General features: G+C 70.7%; 16 protein-coding genes. 8 read left to right on the top strand and 8 right to left on the bottom strand.

What is annotated here, in order from left to right; translation table 11 throughout:
* Positions 1 to 7: 7 nt before the first annotated feature.
* Complete coding sequence (locus ACK4TT_RS04390) at positions 8 to 736, bottom strand: TVP38/TMEM64 family protein (RefSeq protein ID WP_409634299.1); 729 nt, start codon at positions 734 to 736, stop codon at positions 8 to 10.
* 147 nt (positions 737 to 883) lie between these two features.
* Here ACK4TT_RS04390 and ACK4TT_RS04385 point away from each other — a divergent pair, with 147 nt between their 5' ends.
* Positions 884 to 2,056 (top strand): calcium-binding protein, encoded by a 1,173-nt coding sequence (locus tag ACK4TT_RS04385; RefSeq protein WP_409634296.1) that lies wholly within the window; start codon positions 884 to 886, stop codon positions 2,054 to 2,056.
* 155 nt (positions 2,057 to 2,211) lie between these two features.
* The gene (locus ACK4TT_RS04380) at positions 2,212 to 3,414 is read left to right on the top strand and encodes a pyridoxal phosphate-dependent aminotransferase (RefSeq protein WP_409634293.1); all 1,203 of its coding nucleotides are present in this window, start codon (positions 2,212 to 2,214) and stop codon (positions 3,412 to 3,414) included.
* A gap of 7 nt (positions 3,415 to 3,421) precedes the next feature.
* Here the strand turns inward: ACK4TT_RS04380 and ACK4TT_RS04375 are convergent, their stop codons facing one another.
* Positions 3,422 to 3,655, bottom strand: coding sequence for a DUF2171 domain-containing protein (locus ACK4TT_RS04375; RefSeq protein WP_410212510.1), 234 nt, complete (start codon positions 3,653 to 3,655; stop codon positions 3,422 to 3,424).
* Positions 3,656 to 3,718: 63 nt separating this feature from the next.
* Here ACK4TT_RS04375 and ACK4TT_RS04370 point away from each other — a divergent pair, with 63 nt between their 5' ends.
* On the top strand, positions 3,719 to 3,895 hold the full coding sequence (locus tag ACK4TT_RS04370) for a DUF4169 family protein (protein WP_409634287.1): 177 nt from the start codon (positions 3,719 to 3,721) through the stop codon (positions 3,893 to 3,895).
* A gap of 8 nt (positions 3,896 to 3,903) precedes the next feature.
* Here the strand turns inward: ACK4TT_RS04370 and ACK4TT_RS04365 are convergent, their stop codons facing one another.
* On the bottom strand, positions 3,904 to 4,665 hold the full coding sequence (locus ACK4TT_RS04365) for a Coq4 family protein (protein WP_410212509.1): 762 nt from the start codon (positions 4,663 to 4,665) through the stop codon (positions 3,904 to 3,906).
* 96 nt (positions 4,666 to 4,761) lie between these two features.
* Between ACK4TT_RS04365 and ACK4TT_RS04360 the strand changes: the two genes are divergently transcribed.
* Positions 4,762 to 4,974 carry a ribbon-helix-helix domain-containing protein gene (locus ACK4TT_RS04360; protein WP_409634281.1) on the top strand — a complete coding sequence of 71 codons (213 nt, stop codon included), beginning with the start codon at positions 4,762 to 4,764 and terminating at the stop codon, positions 4,972 to 4,974.
* A 30-nt stretch (positions 4,975 to 5,004) separates the two neighbouring features.
* On the opposite strand, the gene ACK4TT_RS04355 is transcribed toward ACK4TT_RS04360, so the two are convergent.
* Positions 5,005 to 5,733: a pseudouridine synthase gene (locus tag ACK4TT_RS04355; RefSeq protein WP_409634278.1), complete on the bottom strand. Its 729-nt coding sequence runs from the start codon at positions 5,731 to 5,733 to the stop codon at positions 5,005 to 5,007.
* On the bottom strand, positions 5,730 to 6,644 hold the full coding sequence (locus ACK4TT_RS04350) for a class I SAM-dependent methyltransferase (protein WP_409634275.1): 915 nt from the start codon (positions 6,642 to 6,644) through the stop codon (positions 5,730 to 5,732). The genes ACK4TT_RS04355 and ACK4TT_RS04350 overlap by 4 nt, the downstream gene beginning before the upstream one ends.
* 147 nt (positions 6,645 to 6,791) lie before the next feature.
* Between ACK4TT_RS04350 and ACK4TT_RS04345 the strand changes: the two genes are divergently transcribed.
* From ACK4TT_RS04345 to ACK4TT_RS04335, 3 genes are all read left to right on the top strand, one after another.
* A complete protein-coding gene (locus ACK4TT_RS04345) occupies positions 6,792 to 9,113 on the top strand; it encodes an ATP-dependent helicase (protein ID WP_409634272.1) in 2,322 nt (773 codons plus the stop codon).
* Positions 9,114 to 9,186: 73 nt separating this feature from the next.
* Positions 9,187 to 9,600, top strand: a complete 414-nt coding sequence (locus tag ACK4TT_RS04340) for a hypothetical protein (protein ID WP_409634269.1) — start codon at positions 9,187 to 9,189, stop codon at positions 9,598 to 9,600.
* Positions 9,601 to 9,642: 42 nt separating this feature from the next.
* A complete protein-coding gene (locus ACK4TT_RS04335) occupies positions 9,643 to 10,509 on the top strand; it encodes a 50S ribosomal protein L11 methyltransferase (RefSeq protein ID WP_409634266.1) in 867 nt (288 codons plus the stop codon).
* A 141-nt stretch (positions 10,510 to 10,650) separates the two neighbouring features.
* Here the strand turns inward: ACK4TT_RS04335 and ACK4TT_RS04330 are convergent, their stop codons facing one another.
* Positions 10,651 to 10,992: a GIY-YIG nuclease family protein gene (locus ACK4TT_RS04330; protein ID WP_410212508.1), complete on the bottom strand. Its 342-nt coding sequence runs from the start codon at positions 10,990 to 10,992 to the stop codon at positions 10,651 to 10,653.
* A 104-nt stretch (positions 10,993 to 11,096) separates the two neighbouring features.
* On the opposite strand from ACK4TT_RS04330, the gene ACK4TT_RS04325 reads away from it, so the two are divergent.
* The gene (locus tag ACK4TT_RS04325; RefSeq protein WP_409634260.1) at positions 11,097 to 12,911 is read left to right on the top strand and encodes an aminopeptidase P family protein; all 1,815 of its coding nucleotides are present in this window, start codon (positions 11,097 to 11,099) and stop codon (positions 12,909 to 12,911) included.
* Positions 12,912 to 13,132: 221 nt separating this feature from the next.
* Here the strand turns inward: ACK4TT_RS04325 and ACK4TT_RS04320 are convergent, their stop codons facing one another.
* A complete protein-coding gene (locus ACK4TT_RS04320) occupies positions 13,133 to 14,497 on the bottom strand; it encodes a deoxyribodipyrimidine photo-lyase (RefSeq protein WP_409634257.1) in 1,365 nt (454 codons plus the stop codon).
* Positions 14,494 to 16,590, bottom strand: coding sequence for an NAD-dependent DNA ligase LigA (gene ligA, locus ACK4TT_RS04315; protein ID WP_410212507.1), 2,097 nt, complete (start codon positions 16,588 to 16,590; stop codon positions 14,494 to 14,496). The genes ACK4TT_RS04320 and ligA overlap by 4 nt, the downstream gene beginning before the upstream one ends.
* Positions 16,591 to 16,702: the final 112 nt, after the last annotated feature.

The following is a 16,702-nucleotide window of genomic DNA, read 5'->3' as shown; positions in this document are numbered from 1 at the left end:
GCGAGGGTCAGGGGGCGTCTTTCTCGCGGGCCACGGCCGCCTCGCGCGCCTTGAGCCACCTGCGCGCCCACCAGCCGATGGCCAGCCAGAGCGCGGCGATCCCGGCGAGCAGCAGGATGTGGCCCGCCCCGCCCTGGCCGCGCATCACCTGCACGACGGAGTTCCCGGCGAAGGCCGTCAGCGCGATCTTCGGCACGATGCCCAGCGCCGTGCCGACCGTGAAGTCCCGCGCCCGCATGGGCGTCACGCCCGCGGCCATGTTGACGACGATGAAGGGCGCCGAGGGCACCAGGCGCACGATCAGGCTGGCGAAGAAGCCGTTGCGGCCGACCAGCTCCATGAACTGCCTGAGGCCCTCGCCCGAAAAGGTCTTCAGCGTCCGGGCTCCGGCGACCCGGCCGAGATAGAAGCCGATCAGGGCCGACACCATGGTGCCGATCCAGGAGTAGGCGAAGCCGGTCCAGGCCCCGAAGGCCACGACCGCCGCGGCGATCAGCATGAACTGGGGCACGCCCACGAAGGCCAGGGCGGCGAAGGCCAGCACGGCCACCGGCAGCGACCAGGCGCCGTGCGCGGCCCCCAGCCACCGTTCCACCGTGGCCTCGCCGCCGAAGCCCAGCACCTGGGCGCCGAAGACGAACACCAGGCCCACGCCGCCGAACAGGACGAAGGAGACCGCCAGCGCCCGCCAGGCCTGGGCGTCCATGTCGGAGAGGAACGTGAAGAGCCGGCGCATCCGTCCTGAGGTCGCGCAAGCGGTCGGCGCGGTCAAGCGAGGCCGCGCCGCGGCCGGCGTGCATTGCATTTTATCGAGTTGCGTTTTTACGCAACATCAGTCATCTGGGCGAACGAGGGTCGATTGGGCCAGGAGACGACGACGGTGATGGAATACGCGTTCGACACGATCACGCCGGAGCAGGCGCTGAACATCAAGTTCGGCGACACGCTCACCATCAACGGCGGGCCCGCCCGCAACGTCGCCGTCGTCTACCAATCCTACGATCCGGCGGCGCTGACGCCCGAGATCCCCAGCATCCTGCTCTCCTTCGGCGGTCACACGGTGAAGTTCGGGACCGGCCTCACCCAACTCGCGGACGTGGGCGCCATCGTGATGGCCGACGGCTCCAAGCTCTTCGTGGGCGACACGGGCGACGAGCGGACCACCGGCGCGGACGGCGACGACGGGCTCTACGGCGGCCCCGGCATGGACAGCCTGATCGGCCAGGCGGGCGACGACCTGCTCCACGGCGGCAGCGGCGACGACGTGCTGGTCGGCGGCCAGGGCCACGACATGATGTACGGCGGCCAGGGCGACGACATCATCTACTGCAGCCAGGAGATCAACGGCGCCGCGGGCGAGGCCGGCGACTTCGCGCACGGCAACCTCGGAAACGACGAGATCTACGGCGGCGCAGGAGCCGATACCCTGTACGGCGGCCAGGGCGACGACCTGGTCTTCGGGGCCGACGGCGACGACTTCATCAATGGCGATCTCGGGAACGACGAGCTGCACGGCGGCCTGGGCGACGACACCCTGAACGGGGGAGCCGGGAACGACACCCTGCAGGGCGACCTGGGCTCGGACGTCCTGTTCGGCGGCGACGGCGACGACATGCTGGTCGCCCGCGGCGGCGACTCGGGCCTGGTGGGCGGCGACGGCGCCGACACCCTGGTGGCCTCCGGCGCCGGGCGCGACATGCTGTGGGGCGGCGAGGGCCGCGACCGGTTCGAGTTCGTCGCCACGACCCCGCCGGCGCCTACGACCGACGACGTGATCATGGACTGGGAGTCCTCGGACAGCCTGGCCTTCTTCGGCGTGGGGATCGCCTCCATCCTGCCGCGCTCGTATTCCGAGTTCGTGGCCAGCGACTACGCCAGCGCGCTCGCCACCGCCAACGAGCACATCTCGGCGGCCGGCGTGACCTATGTGGCGGCCCAGATCAGCGGCGGCGTCGTGGTCTTCGTGGACACCGGCGACCCGGTCGATGGCGCGGACATCGCCGTCGTGCTCATCGGCAAGACCCTCGCCGACATCGACCTGTCGAACTTCGTCTGAGAAAGATCAGGGCGGACCCCGCCAAGGGTTCCGCCCTCCCCGGCATAACCGCGCCTAAAGGCCACGTTTCGCGACGTGGCTGTTTGCGTGCGCTGCAGCATGGTCTAAACCCGCGCCCAATCTCGCCCCCCCTCCAGAAGCCGGGAGACCCTGTCATGTCGCTTGAATCCGCCGCGCTCGCCCGCGTGAAGCCGTCCGCCACCCTGGCGGCCGACGCCAAGGCGCGGGAGCTGAAGGCGCAGGGCCGGGACGTGATCAGCCTGGCGGCGGGCGAGCCCGACTTCGACACGCCGGAGAACATCAAGGAAGCCGCCATCAAGGCGATCCGCGACGGCAAGACCAAGTACACCAACGTCGACGGCATCCCCGAGCTCAAGGAGGCCATCTGCGCCAAGTTCGCGCGCGAGAACGGCCTGACCTACAAGCCCAGCCAGATCAACGTCTCGCCCGGCGGCAAGCCGGTGATCTGGAACGCCTTCCTGGCCACGCTGAACCCGGGCGACGAGGTGATCGTGCCGACCCCCTACTGGGTCAGCTACTGGGACATCGTGCTGCTGGCCGGCGGGACGCCGGTCGCCGCGCCCACCAGCGCCGGCACGGGCTTCAAGCTCCAGGCCAAGGACCTGGCCTCGAAGATCACCCCGAAGACGAAGTGGATCATCCTGAACTCGCCGTCCAACCCGTCGGGCGCGGCCTATACCAAGGCCGAGCTGCGGGCCCTGGCCGACGTGCTGCTCGAGCACCCGCAGGTCTGGATCCTGACCGACGACATGTACGAGCACCTGGTGTTCGGCGACTTCGAGTTCTTCACCATCGCCCAGGTGGAGCCCCGGCTCTACGACCGCACCCTGACCATGAACGGCGTCAGCAAGGCCTACGCCATGACCGGCTGGCGGATCGGCTACGCCGGCGGGCCGGAGCCGCTGATCAAGGCCATGGCCAAGGTCATGAGCCAGACCACCTCCAACCCGTCGTCCATCTCGCAGTGGGCGGCGGTCGAGGCGCTGAACGGGACCCAGGCGTTCATCAAGCCGAACGCCAAGCTGTTCGAGGGCCGCCGCGACCTGGTGGTCTCGATGCTGAACCAGGCGAACGGCATCAAGTGCCCGACGCCGGAGGGCGCGTTCTACGTCTATCCGTCGGTGGAAGGCCTGATCGGCAAGACCGCGCCGTCGGGCAAGGTCATCGAGACCGACGCCGACTTCGCCGTCGAGCTCTTGGAGGCCGAGGGCGTCTCGGTGGTGTTCGGCGCGGCCTTCGGCCTCTCGCCGCACTTCCGGATCAGCTACGCCACGTCGAACGCCGTGCTGGAGGACGCCTGCCAGCGCATCCAGCGGTTCTGCGCCAACGTGAAGTAGGCCGCGCCTACATCTTCGTCCGCCAGGCGGCCTTCGCGGCGGCCTTGGTGATGTTCAGGAAGACGGTGTCCTCCTCCACCCGGTCCACCCACGTGCGGGGGATCATGTGGTGGCGGAGGCCCGAGGCGATATCCAGCTTGGTGAGCTCGATCTCGTCGCCCACCAGGTGATCGACCCGGCCGACGTGGCCGCCGTCCGAACCCACGACCTCCATGTGCTGGACGATTTCGGAAGGCTGCATCATGGTTTCTCCCAGTCTCCAAGCGGAGGGGAGAACGGGCGCGGGCCCCGCGAGGTTTCACCGATGGCCGAGCTCATCAACCTGAACAAGGCCCGCAAGGCCCGCGAGCGGGAGCAGGCCAAGGCGAAGGCCGCGGAGAACCGCGTCCGCTTCGGCCGGACCAAGGGCGAGACGGTGGTGGCCAGGCTCGAGGCCGAGCGGGCGCGCCGCGACCTCGAAGGCAAGAAGCGCGAGGACTGACCCGCTGCTCAACGCTGCGGCACGGCCCGGTCCCGGGCCTCCGGCGGGATGGAATCGTAGACGGTCGGGGGCGTGATGTTGAGCCGCCGGCGCGCCGCCTCCAGCGGCTCGGCCATCAGCCGCACATAATCCTCGCCCAGCAGCCACCGGGCGGCCTTGCCGCGCCGGTAGCCCTGCCAGATGGCCTTCACATAGGGATGCTTCCTGTCCTTGCGGGCCCGCGAGACGGCGCCCAGGGCGATCAGCGCCCAGCCCAGCCCCTTCGTCTGGGCGTAGGAGAAGGCCACCAGGCAGGCCTCGCCCAGCCCGTCGCGGCCGTAGCCCGACAGGATGTGCCAGATGTCGTGCACGTCGCGGGTGCGGCGACCGAACCAGGCGTAGGGATGGGCCTCCTCGACGACCTCGGCCCCTTCCCGGCTGATCATGGCCAGCCCCTCGGCCGACAGGTTCTCGGACCGGATGAAGTCGCGATAGGCGGCGCCGACGCTGCCGGCGGGCAGGCTGTCCAGCCAGGCATCGTCCATCAGCCGCTGGGCGAATTCCTCGCGCTCATAGGCGATGCGGCCGCCCTGGGGGGCGGCCAGCAGGCGGTGATAGCCCTTGGCCGTCGAGGCGCCGTTGAGGGCGCGCATGATCTCGAAGACCTGGCGGGTGTCTTCCTTGTCCCGCAACAGCCGGCGCAGCGAGCGCAGCGCATGGCCCCAGTCCAGCCTGGTCGAGATCGGCGGCCTCTCGCGGCGGACATCGGCGGTGTCGGCGGCCATGGCCATGGAACGGAACTCCCTCGAACGGTTGAGTCCAGAAAGTGACGATGGCGTCACCTTCGTGCAAGGCGCCCTTTACCCCAAAGGTCGTAAACGGATCGCATGGCGTCTTTGAGAAAGCGTTCCGTCCTCCTGTCCGGCCATGCGACCTCCATCGCGCTGGAGCCCGAGTTCTGGGAGGTGCTGGAGGAAATGGCCGCACGGCGCGGCCTGAGCCTGGCGGCCCTGATCGTCGGCATCGACCGGGCGCGCGCCGGCCGTCCGCTGGCGTCCGCCTGCCGCGTGGCCGCCCTCGCCTACGCCCGCGAGCGCTGAACCCTAGTTCGGGCGTGGCCGGCGCGTCCCCTAGGCGAAGATCGCGGCGAGGTCGTCGGGCCCCATCAGCCGGTAGCGGCCGGAGGCCAGGTCGGCCGGCAGGTCCAGCCCGCCGATGCGGTCCCGGTGCAGCGCCTCGACATGGTTGCCGACCGCCGCGAACATCCGGCGCACCTGGTGATACCGGCCCTCGGTGATGGTCAGCCGCGCCAGGGTCGGCGACAGGGGCTCAAGCACGGCGGGTGCCAGCGGCTTGTCCTCGCCGTCCAGCATCAGGTCGCCGGCCGCGAAGATCGCGCCTTCGTCGCCGCGCAGCGGGCGGGCCAGCGTCGCCACGTAGCGTTTGGCCACATGGCGCCTGGGCGAGATGATCCGGTGCAGCAGATCGCCGTCGTCGGTCAGCAGCAGCAGGCCGGACGTCTCCTTGTCCAGCCGGCCCACCGTCGACAGGGCCGGTTCGCGCGCCCGCCAGCGCGACGGCAGCAGGCTGTAGACCAGCTCGCCCGCCTCCTTGTGCGAACAGGTGACGCCGGTGGGCTTGTGCAGCATCAGCGCCATGCCCGGCAGGGGATCGAGGGGCCGCCCGTCCACCTGCATGCGCTCGGGCAGGTCCGGCGTCAGCTTGATCCGCATGTCGGCGTCGGCGACCGGCGCCCCGTCCAGGGTGACCGCGCCCAGCCGGACCAGCTTCTGCACGTCGCGGCGCGAGCCGTAGCCCATGTTGGCGAGCAGCCGGTCCAGGCGCGCCGTCCCACTCATTTCCGCGCCTCGTACACCTTGAACCCGCCGCCCTCGGCCTTCAGCGCCGCCTGGGCGAACAGCTCGCCCAGCACGCCCTCGTACGGCAAGTGCCGGTTGGCCACCAGCCACAGCGCGCCGCCCTTGCGGAGCATCGCGTGCGCCCGCCGGATGAACGCCTGGCCCAGGGCCTTGTCCTCGGCCCCGCCCTCGTGGAACGGCGGGTTCATCACCACGAAGTCGAGGCCGGTCAGGTCGGGACCTGCGCGGGCGTCCTGCCAGTGGAAGCTGGCGCGGGGGTCCTGGACGTTGCGCCGGGCGCAGTTCACCGCCCGCCGGTCGAGGTCGACCAGGGCGAGGCTCGTCACCTGCGGGCTCGCGAGGACGGCGTGGGACAGGAGGCCCAGGCCGCAGCCCAGATCGGCGCCCCTCCCCGCCAGCGCCGGCAGGGCCTGGATCAGCAGGACGCTGCCGGGGTCGGGCCGGTCCCAACTGAACACGCCCGGCTGGGTCCAGAGCCCCAGGGCCTCGGAAAGGCGCGGCCGCCCCGCCTCGATCGCCTCGTCCAGGCCCATGGGCGCGTCGGGCCTGCGGGTCCGGCAGACGCGCTGATGGCGCTGGCCCGTCTCGTGGACCTCGCAGCCGAAGGCCCTCAGCTCCTTGCCCAGGCGCGAGCCGCCCTTCTCCTTGGGCGCCAGGGCGACCAGCCGCCCCCCGGGCGCCAGCGCCCGCAGCGCCAGGGCCAGGACGTAGCGGCGCTCCAGGGTCCCCGGGGGCGCGGCGACCACGACCTCCTCCAGGCTGTCGGGCGCGATCTCCTCCAGGACGGCCGAGCCCGGGATCAGCGGCGAGACCTGCACCGCGCCGGCCGGGACGGGCGCGAGCTCCGGCGGCGGCAGGCCGTAGGCGGCGGAGGCCGGAGGCGGGTTCAAGCGGCGACAGCTCCCTCGCCGCGCGAAGGTCGCGGCGGAAGGCCGATACCGGGCGCGGCCATGCCCGTCCAGCCCGCAACGCGCGGCGGAACGCAGCGCGAACGCCGGGATGCCCCGGCGCGCCCGGCGTGCTAAGGGGCTCGGGCGATGTCTTCTGAGTCCTTCGATCCCCCGGCGCCGCGCATCAGCGACCTGGCGCGACCGCAAGCCGCCGTCGACTACCTCTCGGGCCTGAACCCCGAGCAGCGGGCGGCCGTCGAGGCGACCGAGGGGCCTGTGCTGGTCCTGGCCGGCGCGGGCACGGGCAAGACCCGCGTGCTGACCACCCGGCTGGCGCACATCCTGGCCACCGGCCGCGCCCGGCCCTGGGAACTCCTGGCCGTCACCTTCACCAACAAGGCCGCGCGCGAGATGCGCGAGCGGATCACCCAGATGATCGGCCCCTCGGCCGAGGGCCTGCGGTGGCTCGGCACCTTCCACTCGGTGGCCGCCCAGATCCTGCGCCGCCACGCCGAGCTGGTGGGGCTGAAGTCGAACTACACCATTCTCGACACCGACGATCAGGAACGGCTGATCAAGCAGATCCTGGAAGCCGAGAACATCGATCCCAAGCGCTGGACGCCCAAGGCGCTGGCGGGCCTCATCGACCACTGGAAGAACCGCGGCTGGCGGCCCGATCAGCTTCCGCCCGCCGAGGACCAGGCCTTCGCCAACGGGAAGGGCCAGACGCTGTACCGGCTCTACCAGGAACGGCTGCGGGTGCTGAACGCCTGCGACTTCGGCGACCTCCTGCTGCACAACCTCACCATCTTCACCGGCCACCCGGACGTGCTGGCCGAGTACCACGGCCGGTTCCGCTACCTGCTGGTGGACGAGTACCAGGACACCAACGTCGCCCAGTACCTGTGGCTGCGCCTGCTGGCTCAGAAGAGCCAGAACCTCTGCTGCGTGGGCGACGACGACCAGTCGATCTACGGCTGGCGCGGGGCCGAGGTGGACAACATCCTGCGCTTCGAGCGCGACTTCCCCGGGGCCAAGGTCGTCCGGCTGGAGCGCAACTACCGCTCGACCAGCCATATCCTGGCCGCCGCCTCGGGCCTGATCGCCGCCAACAAGTCCCGCCTGGGCAAGACCCTGTGGACCGAGGCCGAGGGCGGGGAGAAGGTCGTCGTCCGCGGCGTCTGGGACGGCGAGGCCGAGAGCCGGCTGATCGCCGACGAGATCGAGCGGGCCAAGCGTGCGGGCCGCAAATACCGCGACATCGCCATCCTCGTCCGGGCCTCGTTCCAGATGCGGGCCTTCGAGGAGCGGTTCGTCCTGCTCCAGATCCCCTATGTGGTCATCGGCGGCCCGCGGTTCTTCGAGCGGGCCGAGATTCGCGACGCCATCGCCTACCTGCGGCTGATCCAGTCCGAGGACGACGACCTGGCCTTCGAGCGGATCGTCAACACCCCCAAGCGCGGCATCGGCGACACCACCGTCCAGAAACTGCTGCAGATCGCCCGGCTGAACGGCGTGCCGGCCAGCCATGCGGCGCGCCAGATCATCCTGACCGACGAGCTGCCGGCCCGCACGCGCACCTCGCTCGCCAACTTCCTGCGCGATCTGGACCGCTGGCGCGGCCAGGCGGCCCACATCCACCACGCCCGCCTGATGGAGGCGGTGCTGGAGGAGAGCGGCTACACCGACGCGCTGAAGCTCGACCGCTCCCCCCAGGCCCAGGGGCGGCTGGAGAACCTGAAGGAACTCGTCCAGTCCATGGGCGGCTACGATGATCTCCAGGCCTATCTGGAGCACGTTTCCCTGGTCATGGACCTGGAGCGCGGGCCCTCGACGGATTCCGTGCAGATCATGACCCTGCACCAGGCCAAGGGCCTGGAGTTCCCGCTCGTGTTCCTGCCCGGCTGGGAAGAAGGCGTCTTCCCCTCGCAGCGCTCGATTGACGAGAAGGGCGAGAAGGGCCTGGAGGAGGAGCGCCGCCTCGCCTACGTCGGCATCACCCGGGCCCGCGAGGAGGCGCGGATCAGCTTCGCCGCCAACCGCCAGGTCTACGGCCGCTGGACCAGCCAGCTCCCCTCCCGCTTCGTGGACGAACTGCCGCTGGCCAATGTCGAGGCCAGCTCCGAGACCGGCTACTACGGCGGCGGTCCGGGCATGCAGCAGCACGGCAGCCGCTGGGACGAGAGTTCCTCGTTCGGCGCGGGCTACTCCTCCCCGGGTTGGAAGCGGGCCCAGGCGTCGAACTACCGTGGCAGCCATCCCGGCCGCCAGCAGGTGATCGAGGGCGACGGCCGCCTGGTGGTCAGCGGCTCCGAAGCCAAGAGCGACTACAGCCGCGGCGACCGCGTCTTCCACCTGAAGTTCGGCTACGGCACCGTGAAGGGCATCGAGGGCAACAAGCTCACCGTCGCCTTCGACAAGGCCGGCGAGAAGAAGGTCATCGACAGCTTCGTGGAGAAGCAAGGCTAGCCGGCCCCTGACACGCACAAGGGCGTGATCGGCGCCCAAGAACCGAAGCGCCCTTTCGCGCGCTTCATCCCCGATGCGCGCGATCTTCCGGAAGACCGACCTGAAACCCCTCGCTGTCGGCGTGGGCCTCGCCGCCGCCACCGGCCTCATGCTGGGCGCGGCCATGCAGCCCGATCTCCATGGACCGGCCGAAGCCGAGGGGCCGCAGTTGCTGGCGGGCGTATCCGGGCCTCGCCAGGCTGCCGTCCATGCGACGGGCGGCGTGGACGCCTACCAGGGCCAGGTTCCCGACTACGTCCTCGGCACGGACTGGCTGAAGGCGCAGCAGGCCGAAGCGCGCGAGGTCGCATCCACGGACGAGATCGAGATCATCCATGCCGACCGCGACGAGGCCGAGCCCATCGCCGTCGTCCGCTGGGAGGAGCCGCCACGCCAGCCGGCTGAGAACGCCGACCTGGTCGAGATGGCCGCCGCCACACCGGGCTGAGCCCTTTCCCTGGGCGCTAAAGCGCTCTAGAGGCTCCGGCCCATGAGCGACGAGGCCGTACAGATCATCGCCCGCGGCCCTCGCCGCGAGGCCGAAGCCGCCGCGGCCGCCCTGGAGGCCGAGCCCGCCACCGAGGCCCTGACCTACTCGATCCTCGAGGAGGACGAGGACCACGACGTCTGGCGCATCGACGCCTTCCCGACCGAGGACGACGAGCGTTCGGCCATCGAGGCCGTGCTCGCCCGCTTCCCGGCGCTTCGGGTGACGACCGAGGTCCTGGCCGACGCCGACTGGCTGGCCATGGCCCTGTCGGGCCTGCCCCCGGTGCGGGCCGGGCGGTTCTTCGTCTATGGGGCCCACGACAAGGGCCTGGCCCCCGCCAGCACCATCAACCTGCGCATCGAGGCCGGCGCGGCCTTCGGCACAGGCCATCACGGCACGACGGTCGGCTGCCTCGCGGCCTTCGACGAGCTGCTCAAGGCCCGCCGGTTCCCGCGCGTGCTGGACGTGGGCTGCGGCACGGGCGTCCTGGCCATCGCGGCGGCCCGCACCGGCTCGAAGGTCGCGATCGGCACCGACATCGACGCGCCTTCCGTCCGCATCGCCAACGAGAACGCCGCCCTGAACCGCGCCGACGCCAGGTTCGTCCACGCCTCGGGCCTGGGGCATCCGGACGTGCGCGCGCACGCGCCCTACGATCTCGTCTTCGCCAACATCCTGGCCCCGCCGCTGGTGGCCCTGTCGCAGGACATCAAGCTGGCGCTGCGCCCCGGCGGCCTGGCCATCCTGTCGGGCCTGCTCCGCACCCAGGAGCGCCGGGTGCTCGCCGCCTACATGTCCAAGGGCTTCAAGCTCCAGCGCCGCATCCACCGCGACGCCTGGGCGACCCTGGTCCTGCGCCGCGCCTGACGGCGGAACCTGCGGCGCCGCCGGCGCCGCCACGGCCACCGAGAACGCCGCCCAGGCCGCGGCGCGCGAGACCCAGGAAACGGCCCGGACGGCGAGCGACGCGGCGCAGGACGCCACGACCACCGTCACCGACGAACCGCGCTAAGCCAACTTCTGCGCCCCGAGCGCCGCGAGCCAGTGGGCCTCGCGGCGCTTCAGCACGTCGGAAAGGCCCATCGGCGTCAGGTCGGGATCGTCGACCCGCTCCAGCACCTCGTAGGCGATGCCGTCCGCGCCGTGCGCCCGCATCGCCGCCTGCAGGTCGCGGTTCGGATGGCTGCCCATGCGCAGCGCGAAGCCGACGCTGTTCTCCTGGGCGTCGATGTTGCGGGAGACGCCGACCCACACCGCATCCGCCGCCGCGCACCGCAGGGCATAGATCCCTGCGGCGGCCTTCCTCTCCTTGTAGTCGCGGATCGCGGCGCGGCGGTTCGGCTTGTCCATGCCCGCCCCTACCCTTCCCCTTCGGAGCTGTCAATTTTATCCGGGTTAATTGCCGGCATGCCGCCCCCTTTGCCCCGGGCCGCCGAACCGCTTACATCCCCTCCATGCGCCAGACCTTCGACGAGACGACCGACCGCAGCTTCGGTCCCAAGCACGTCCCCCTCATCCGCAAGGCCATGGAGGCCCAGGGCCTCGACGGCTTCCTGGTCCCCCACGAGGATGAGCACCAGAACGAGTACCTGCCGGCCGCCAACGACCGGCTGGCCTGGGCCACCGGCTTCACCGGCTCGGCCGGCGCAGCGGTGATCCTCAAGGACAAGGCCGCCGTCTTCGTGGACGGCCGCTACACGATCCAGGTTCGCGACCAGGTGGACCCCGACTTCTTCGAGATCCGCGACCTCGTGGACGGCGGCGTGCCGGCCTATCTCGAAACGGTCGCCAAGCGGGGCCAGACGATCGGCTACGACCCGCGCCTGCACAGCCCCGACGCCCTCCACCACCTGAAGACCGCCGCCGCCCGCGCGGGCGCCGAGCTGAAGCCGGTGGCGAGCAACCCGCTGGACGAGGCCTGGGGCGCCGCCCGTCCGCCGCAGCCCACCGCCCCCGTCGTCCCGCATCCGCTGGAGTACGCCGGCGAGGATTCGGCCACCAAGCGGGCCGGCGTCGGCGAGATCGTGGAGAAGAAGGGGGCCGACGCCGCCGTCATCACCGCGCCCGGCTCGCTGGCTTGGCTGTTCAACATCCGCGGCGGCGACGTGATCCGCACGCCCCTGCCCCTGGGCCAGGCCATCCTGAACAAGGACGGCACCGCCCGCCTGTTCCTGGACCCGGCCAAGGTGACGCCCGAGCTGCCGGCCTGGCTCGGCAATCAGGTCAGGCTGGAAACGCCCGACGACCTTCCCCAGGCGCTGGCCGATCTGAAGGGCAAGCGCGTCGCCATCGATCCGGCCCAGTCGTCGGCCTGGTACTTCGAGGCCCTGGCCAAGGCCGGCGCCGAGGTGGTGCGCGCCGAGGACCCCTGCGCGATCCCGCGCGCCTGCAAGAACCCCGTCGAGATCGAGGGGACCCGCAAGGCCCACGCCCGCGACGGCGCGGCGCTGACCCGCTTCCTCCACTGGCTGGGCACCGAGGGCCAGGAGACCCCGCCCGACGAGATCACCGCCGTCCAGAAGCTGGAGGCCTTCCGCGAGGCGACCGGGGCGCTGAAGGACCTGTCTTTCGACACCATCGCCGGCGCGCTCTCGAACGGCGCCATCTGCCACTACCGACCGACCGCGCGGCTCAACAAGCGCGCGGAGAAGGGCTCGCTCCTGCTGGTGGATTCCGGCGGCCAGTACCTCGACGGCACCACCGACGTGACCCGCACCGTGGCCATCGGCGAGCCGAGCCGCGAGATGTGCGAGCGCTTCACCCTGGTGCTGAAGGGCCACCTGGCGCTGGCCCGCGTGCGCTTCCCGGCCGGCACCACCGGCAGCCAGCTCGACGCCCTGGCCCGCCTGGCGCTCTGGGAGCATGGCCTGGACTACGACCACGGCACCGGCCACGGCGTGGGCTCGTACCTGGGCGTCCACGAGGGCCCGCAGCGGATCGCCAAGGCGCCGAACACCGTGGCCCTGCGGCCCGGCATGATCGTCTCGAACGAGCCCGGCTATTACAAGGAGGGCGAGTACGGCATCCGCATCGAGAACCTGCAGTTCGTCACCGAGGCGCAGGACATCCCCGGCGGCGAGCGGCCAATGCACGGCTTCGAGACCCTGACGCTCGCGCCCATCGACCGGCGCCTGGTGGTCAAGGACCTGCTGACGCCCGTGGAGCTCGCCCAGTTCGACGCCTATCACGCCCGGGTGCGCGAGGTGGTGGGGCCGCTGGTGGACGGCGAGGTCCGCGCCTGGCTGGACGAGGTCACCGCCCCGCTCTGAGCAGGGGAACCACGAAAGGCACGAAAGGGGACTTGTCCCTTGCCGCCGCGCGAGCGGCGGCGCCCCTTTTGAAGAACCACGGAATACATGGAAAACACCGAAAGCGCCGACGCTGTCCGTGTGGTCCGTGTATTCCGTGGTTTGATCCTGGCCGACTGACCGCTGCGCGGTCGGTCAGGGATCGCTCCCCCTTTCGTGTTTTTCGTGTCTTTCGTGGTTGGTCAGGCCTCGGCGCACGCCAGCCGGTCGACCATCCGCACATAGGCGTCGGCGTCGAACTTCTTGAAGGTGTTCGGGCCCATGGAGCGCACCGTGCCGAACACCGGCTGCGGTCCCCACGGCCGGTCGTGCAGGCCGAAGATCCAGCCGACGCCGGTGAAGGAGTTGGGATCGCGGCCGTCGAGGAACCAGCGGTTGTTGAGCGCCAGCGTCGTCTCCCAGGCTTCCTCGGGGCTGGCCGACCAGTGGAGGATCTTCTTCCCCCAGTACATGCGCATGTAGTTGTGCATGAAGCCGGTGGCCCGCATCTCCAGCATGGCCGCGTTCCAGTAGGGATCGTGGGTTTCGCCGGCCTCGAACTGCGCGCGCGTGTAGAGGTGCGGCCTAGGGTCGGCGGCGTGCTCGGCCAGGGTCTGCCGCGCCCAGCCGGGCAGGACTTCGTAGCGGTCGTAGTCCGGGGCATAGAAGGCGTGGTTCATGGAGAGCTCCCGGCGGACGATGAGCTCTTCCAAAAAGACGGCGACGCCGCTGTGCACGCCGCGGTCCCGCACCGCCAGGGCGACCTCCACCGGCGAGATCTGGCCGAAATGCAGGTAGGGGCTAAGGTTCGAGGCGACCCCCGTCTCCGGCCTGCTGCGGTCGGCCTCGTAACGGGCGAGGTCCCGGCTCACGAAGGCGGCGAGCCGGGCGCGCGCCGCCGCCTCCCCGGCCGGGAAACGCCGGACCGGCGGCACGGCGTGGTCGATCCTGAGGCCCGCGAGTACGGCCGGGAGGTTCGACAGGTCCACGTCGCTTCGGATCGCCAGCCCGTGCGCGGGATGGGCCACCGGCCGCTTGGCGAGCGGGCGCAGGTAGTCGTCCCAAAGCCGCTGGATCCTGGGCCGGATCGTGCGGGCCGCGTATTCGTGCTTGCCCGAGGCCGCCTCGACGGGGACGACCACGTCGCCTTCCACCTGCACCAGCCGGCGCTGTAGGCCTTCCGCCAGCTTCTGGCGCCAGGCCCGCTGGATGCGCAGGTAGCCGCGATCGGTCACCACAAGGGCCGCCTTGTCCGCCAGCTCCCGCGCCAGCTCGTGCGGCGGCCGCTTGCGGATGACGAAGCCGATGCCGCGCGCCGCCAGCGCCCGCTCCACCTCGGCCAGGCCCCGCAGCATGAAGTCGTAGTGGCGCGCGTTGGCCTCCGGGAAGGCGGCCAGGCCGAAGCAGACCAGGGTCGGGAGCCCGAGCGCGTTGGCCTGCTCGACCGCGTACTCCAGCGCCGGGTTGAACCCCGCCCGCTGGGACTGCTGCATCCAGTAGAGGACATACCGGCCCTCGGGCGCCGGCGGGGCGTCCACGAGCACCTTCAGGCGGGACGACGGGATCACGGCGGAGTTGGCTCCTGGCTGCCGACCATCTCCAACCATTCGTCTTCGGTGAGCACTTGGATGCCGAGTTCCGCGGCGGTCTTCAGTTTCGAGCCCGCGCCGGGCCCGGCGACCACGATGTCGGTCTTCCTGGACACCGAGCCCGAGACCTTGGCGCCCAGGCGCTCGGCCTGGGCCTTCGCCTCGTCCCGGGTCATGCGTTCCAGCGCGCCGGTGAAGACCACCGTCTTGCCCGCCACCGCCGTGTCGGTCTTGGGTTTCTCGGCGTCGAGCACCGTCAGCTCCGCGAACAGGTCCTGCACCATGGCGCGGTTGTGGTCCTCGCCGAAGAAGGCGGCGGCGGCCTCGATCACCGCGTCCCCGATCTGGTCCATGGCGTCCAGCTCCTCGATCGCCTCGGGGTCGCGGGCGGCGACCTTGTCCATGGCCTCCAGGAAGTGCGCCGCCGAGCCGTAGCCCCGCGCCATGATCGTGGCGGTCGTCTCGCCGATGTGGCGGATTCCCAGGCCATAGATGAAGCGGTCCAGGCCGATGGTCCGGCGCGCCTCGATGTTGGCCAGCAGGTTGCCGACGCTGGTCTCGCCCATGCGCTCCATGGCGAGGAGTTCGTCGCGCTTCTCGTGCAGGCGGAAGATGTCGGCCGGGGCCCTGATCCAGCCGCGCTCGAAGAAGGCGGTGAGCTGCTTCTCCCCCAGCCCCTCGATGTCGAAGGCGCGTCGGGAGACGAAGTGCAGCAGGTGGTTGATCCGCTGGAACGGGCAGGCGAATTCGCCCGAGCAGCGCCGCACCACCGTCTCGGCGCCCGAGGCCGTCGTCTCGCGGACGATGTCGGTCTTCAGCGGACAGGGGCAGACGTGCGGGAACTCGTAGGGAACGGCGTCCTTCGGCCGCTCCTCCAGGATCACCCGCAGGATCTGGGGGATCACGTCGCCGGCCCGCTGGAGCACGATCGTGTCGCCCACCCGCACATCCAGCCGGGCGATCTCGTCGGCGTTGTGCAAGGTGGCGTTGGTGACCACGACACCGCCGACCGTGACCGGCCTCAGGCGCGCCACGGGGGTCAGCGCGCCGGTCCGGCCCACCTGGATGTCGATGGCCTCGATCACCGTACGGGCCTGCTGAGCCGGGAACTTGCGCGCGACACCCCAGCGCGGCGCGCGGGAGACGAAACCCAGCCGCTGCTGCCAGTCCAGCCGGTCGACCTTGTAGACCACCCCGTCGATGTCGAAGCCCAGCTTGGGCCGCTCGGCCTCCATGGCGGCGTAGGCCGCGAGCAGGCCCTCGGCGCCCTTCACGCACCGCGACTGCGGCGTGATCTGGAATCCCCAGGCCTTCAGCTTCTGGAGCGCCTCCCACTGGGTTTCGGCGAAGGGCGCGCTTACGTAGCCCCAGGCGTAGGCGAAGAAGCGCAAGGGGCGCCGGGCGGTGATCTTCGGGTCGATCTGGCGCAGCGACCCGGCCGCGGCGTTGCGCGGGTTGGCGTAGGTCTTCTGCCCGGCCGCGGCGGCCGCCTCGTTCAGGGCCGCGAACTCCGCATGGCCGAGGTACACCTCCCCGCGGACCTCGATCACGTCCGGCCAGCCCTCTCCTTCCAGCTTCGTGGGGATTTCCTTGATGGTGCGGACGTTCGCGGTGACGTCCTCGCCCACCCGGCCGTCGCCGCGCGTGGCGGCCTGGACCAGCCGGCCCTTCTCGTAACGGATCGAACAGGACAGGCCGTCGATCTTGGGCTCGGCGGTGTAGTAGACCTCCTCGTCCAGCCGCAGGAACCGCTTCACCCGGGCGTCGAACTCCAGCGCGTCCTCGTCCGAGAAGGCGTTGTCTAGGCTGAGCATGGGGACGCCGTGCTCGACCGGGGCGAACTGCTCCGACCGCGCCGCGCCTACCCGGAGCGAGGGCGAATTCTCGCGGATCAGGTGCGGGAAGCGCGCCTCGATGGCCGCGTTCCGCTGCTTCAGGGCGTCGTACTCGGCGTCGGACACCGAGGGCTGGTCCTGCTGATAGTAGCGGATGTCGTGCGCGGTGATCTCGTCGGCGAGCCTCGTCAGCTCCTCGACGGCTTCGGCTTCGGTCAGGGATTCGACAGGCTTCATCGGGCCAAGGTCTAGCGCGGCCCGCAGCCGAGGCGAAGAACCGCGAAAGTCACCAAAGACACGAAAAGGGCCGACCCAGGCGACCGCGCAGCGGTCAGTCGGCAAGGATCAA

This window comes from Phenylobacterium sp. (assembly GCF_046463815.1).
Taxonomy (GTDB): domain Bacteria; phylum Pseudomonadota; class Alphaproteobacteria; order Caulobacterales; family Caulobacteraceae; genus Phenylobacterium.
This window is presented reverse-complemented; position numbering and strand designations above follow the sequence as displayed.

Excerpts from the sequence above, each read along its gene's own strand:
- ACK4TT_RS04390 (WP_409634299.1), bottom strand. The coding sequence starts at position 736 with ATGCGCCGGCTCTTCACGTTCCTCTCCGACATGGACGCCCAGGCCTGG.
- ACK4TT_RS04385 (WP_409634296.1), top strand. The coding sequence starts at position 884 with ATGGAATACGCGTTCGACACGATCACGCCGGAGCAGGCGCTGAACATC.
- ACK4TT_RS04380 (WP_409634293.1), top strand. The coding sequence starts at position 2,212 with ATGTCGCTTGAATCCGCCGCGCTCGCCCGCGTGAAGCCGTCCGCCACC.
- ACK4TT_RS04375 (WP_410212510.1), bottom strand. The coding sequence starts at position 3,655 with ATGCAGCCTTCCGAAATCGTCCAGCACATGGAGGTCGTGGGTTCGGAC.
- ACK4TT_RS04370 (WP_409634287.1), top strand. The coding sequence starts at position 3,719 with ATGGCCGAGCTCATCAACCTGAACAAGGCCCGCAAGGCCCGCGAGCGG.
- ACK4TT_RS04365 (WP_410212509.1), bottom strand. The coding sequence starts at position 4,665 with ATGGCCATGGCCGCCGACACCGCCGATGTCCGCCGCGAGAGGCCGCCG.
- ACK4TT_RS04360 (WP_409634281.1), top strand. The coding sequence starts at position 4,762 with ATGGCGTCTTTGAGAAAGCGTTCCGTCCTCCTGTCCGGCCATGCGACC.
- ACK4TT_RS04355 (WP_409634278.1), bottom strand. The coding sequence starts at position 5,733 with ATGAGTGGGACGGCGCGCCTGGACCGGCTGCTCGCCAACATGGGCTAC.
- ACK4TT_RS04345 (WP_409634272.1), top strand. The coding sequence starts at position 6,792 with ATGTCTTCTGAGTCCTTCGATCCCCCGGCGCCGCGCATCAGCGACCTG.
- ACK4TT_RS04340 (WP_409634269.1), top strand. The coding sequence starts at position 9,187 with ATGCGCGCGATCTTCCGGAAGACCGACCTGAAACCCCTCGCTGTCGGC.
- ACK4TT_RS04335 (WP_409634266.1), top strand. The coding sequence starts at position 9,643 with ATGAGCGACGAGGCCGTACAGATCATCGCCCGCGGCCCTCGCCGCGAG.
- ACK4TT_RS04330 (WP_410212508.1), bottom strand. The coding sequence starts at position 10,992 with ATGGACAAGCCGAACCGCCGCGCCGCGATCCGCGACTACAAGGAGAGG.
- ACK4TT_RS04325 (WP_409634260.1), top strand. The coding sequence starts at position 11,097 with ATGCGCCAGACCTTCGACGAGACGACCGACCGCAGCTTCGGTCCCAAG.
- ligA (WP_410212507.1), bottom strand. The coding sequence starts at position 16,590 with ATGAAGCCTGTCGAATCCCTGACCGAAGCCGAAGCCGTCGAGGAGCTG.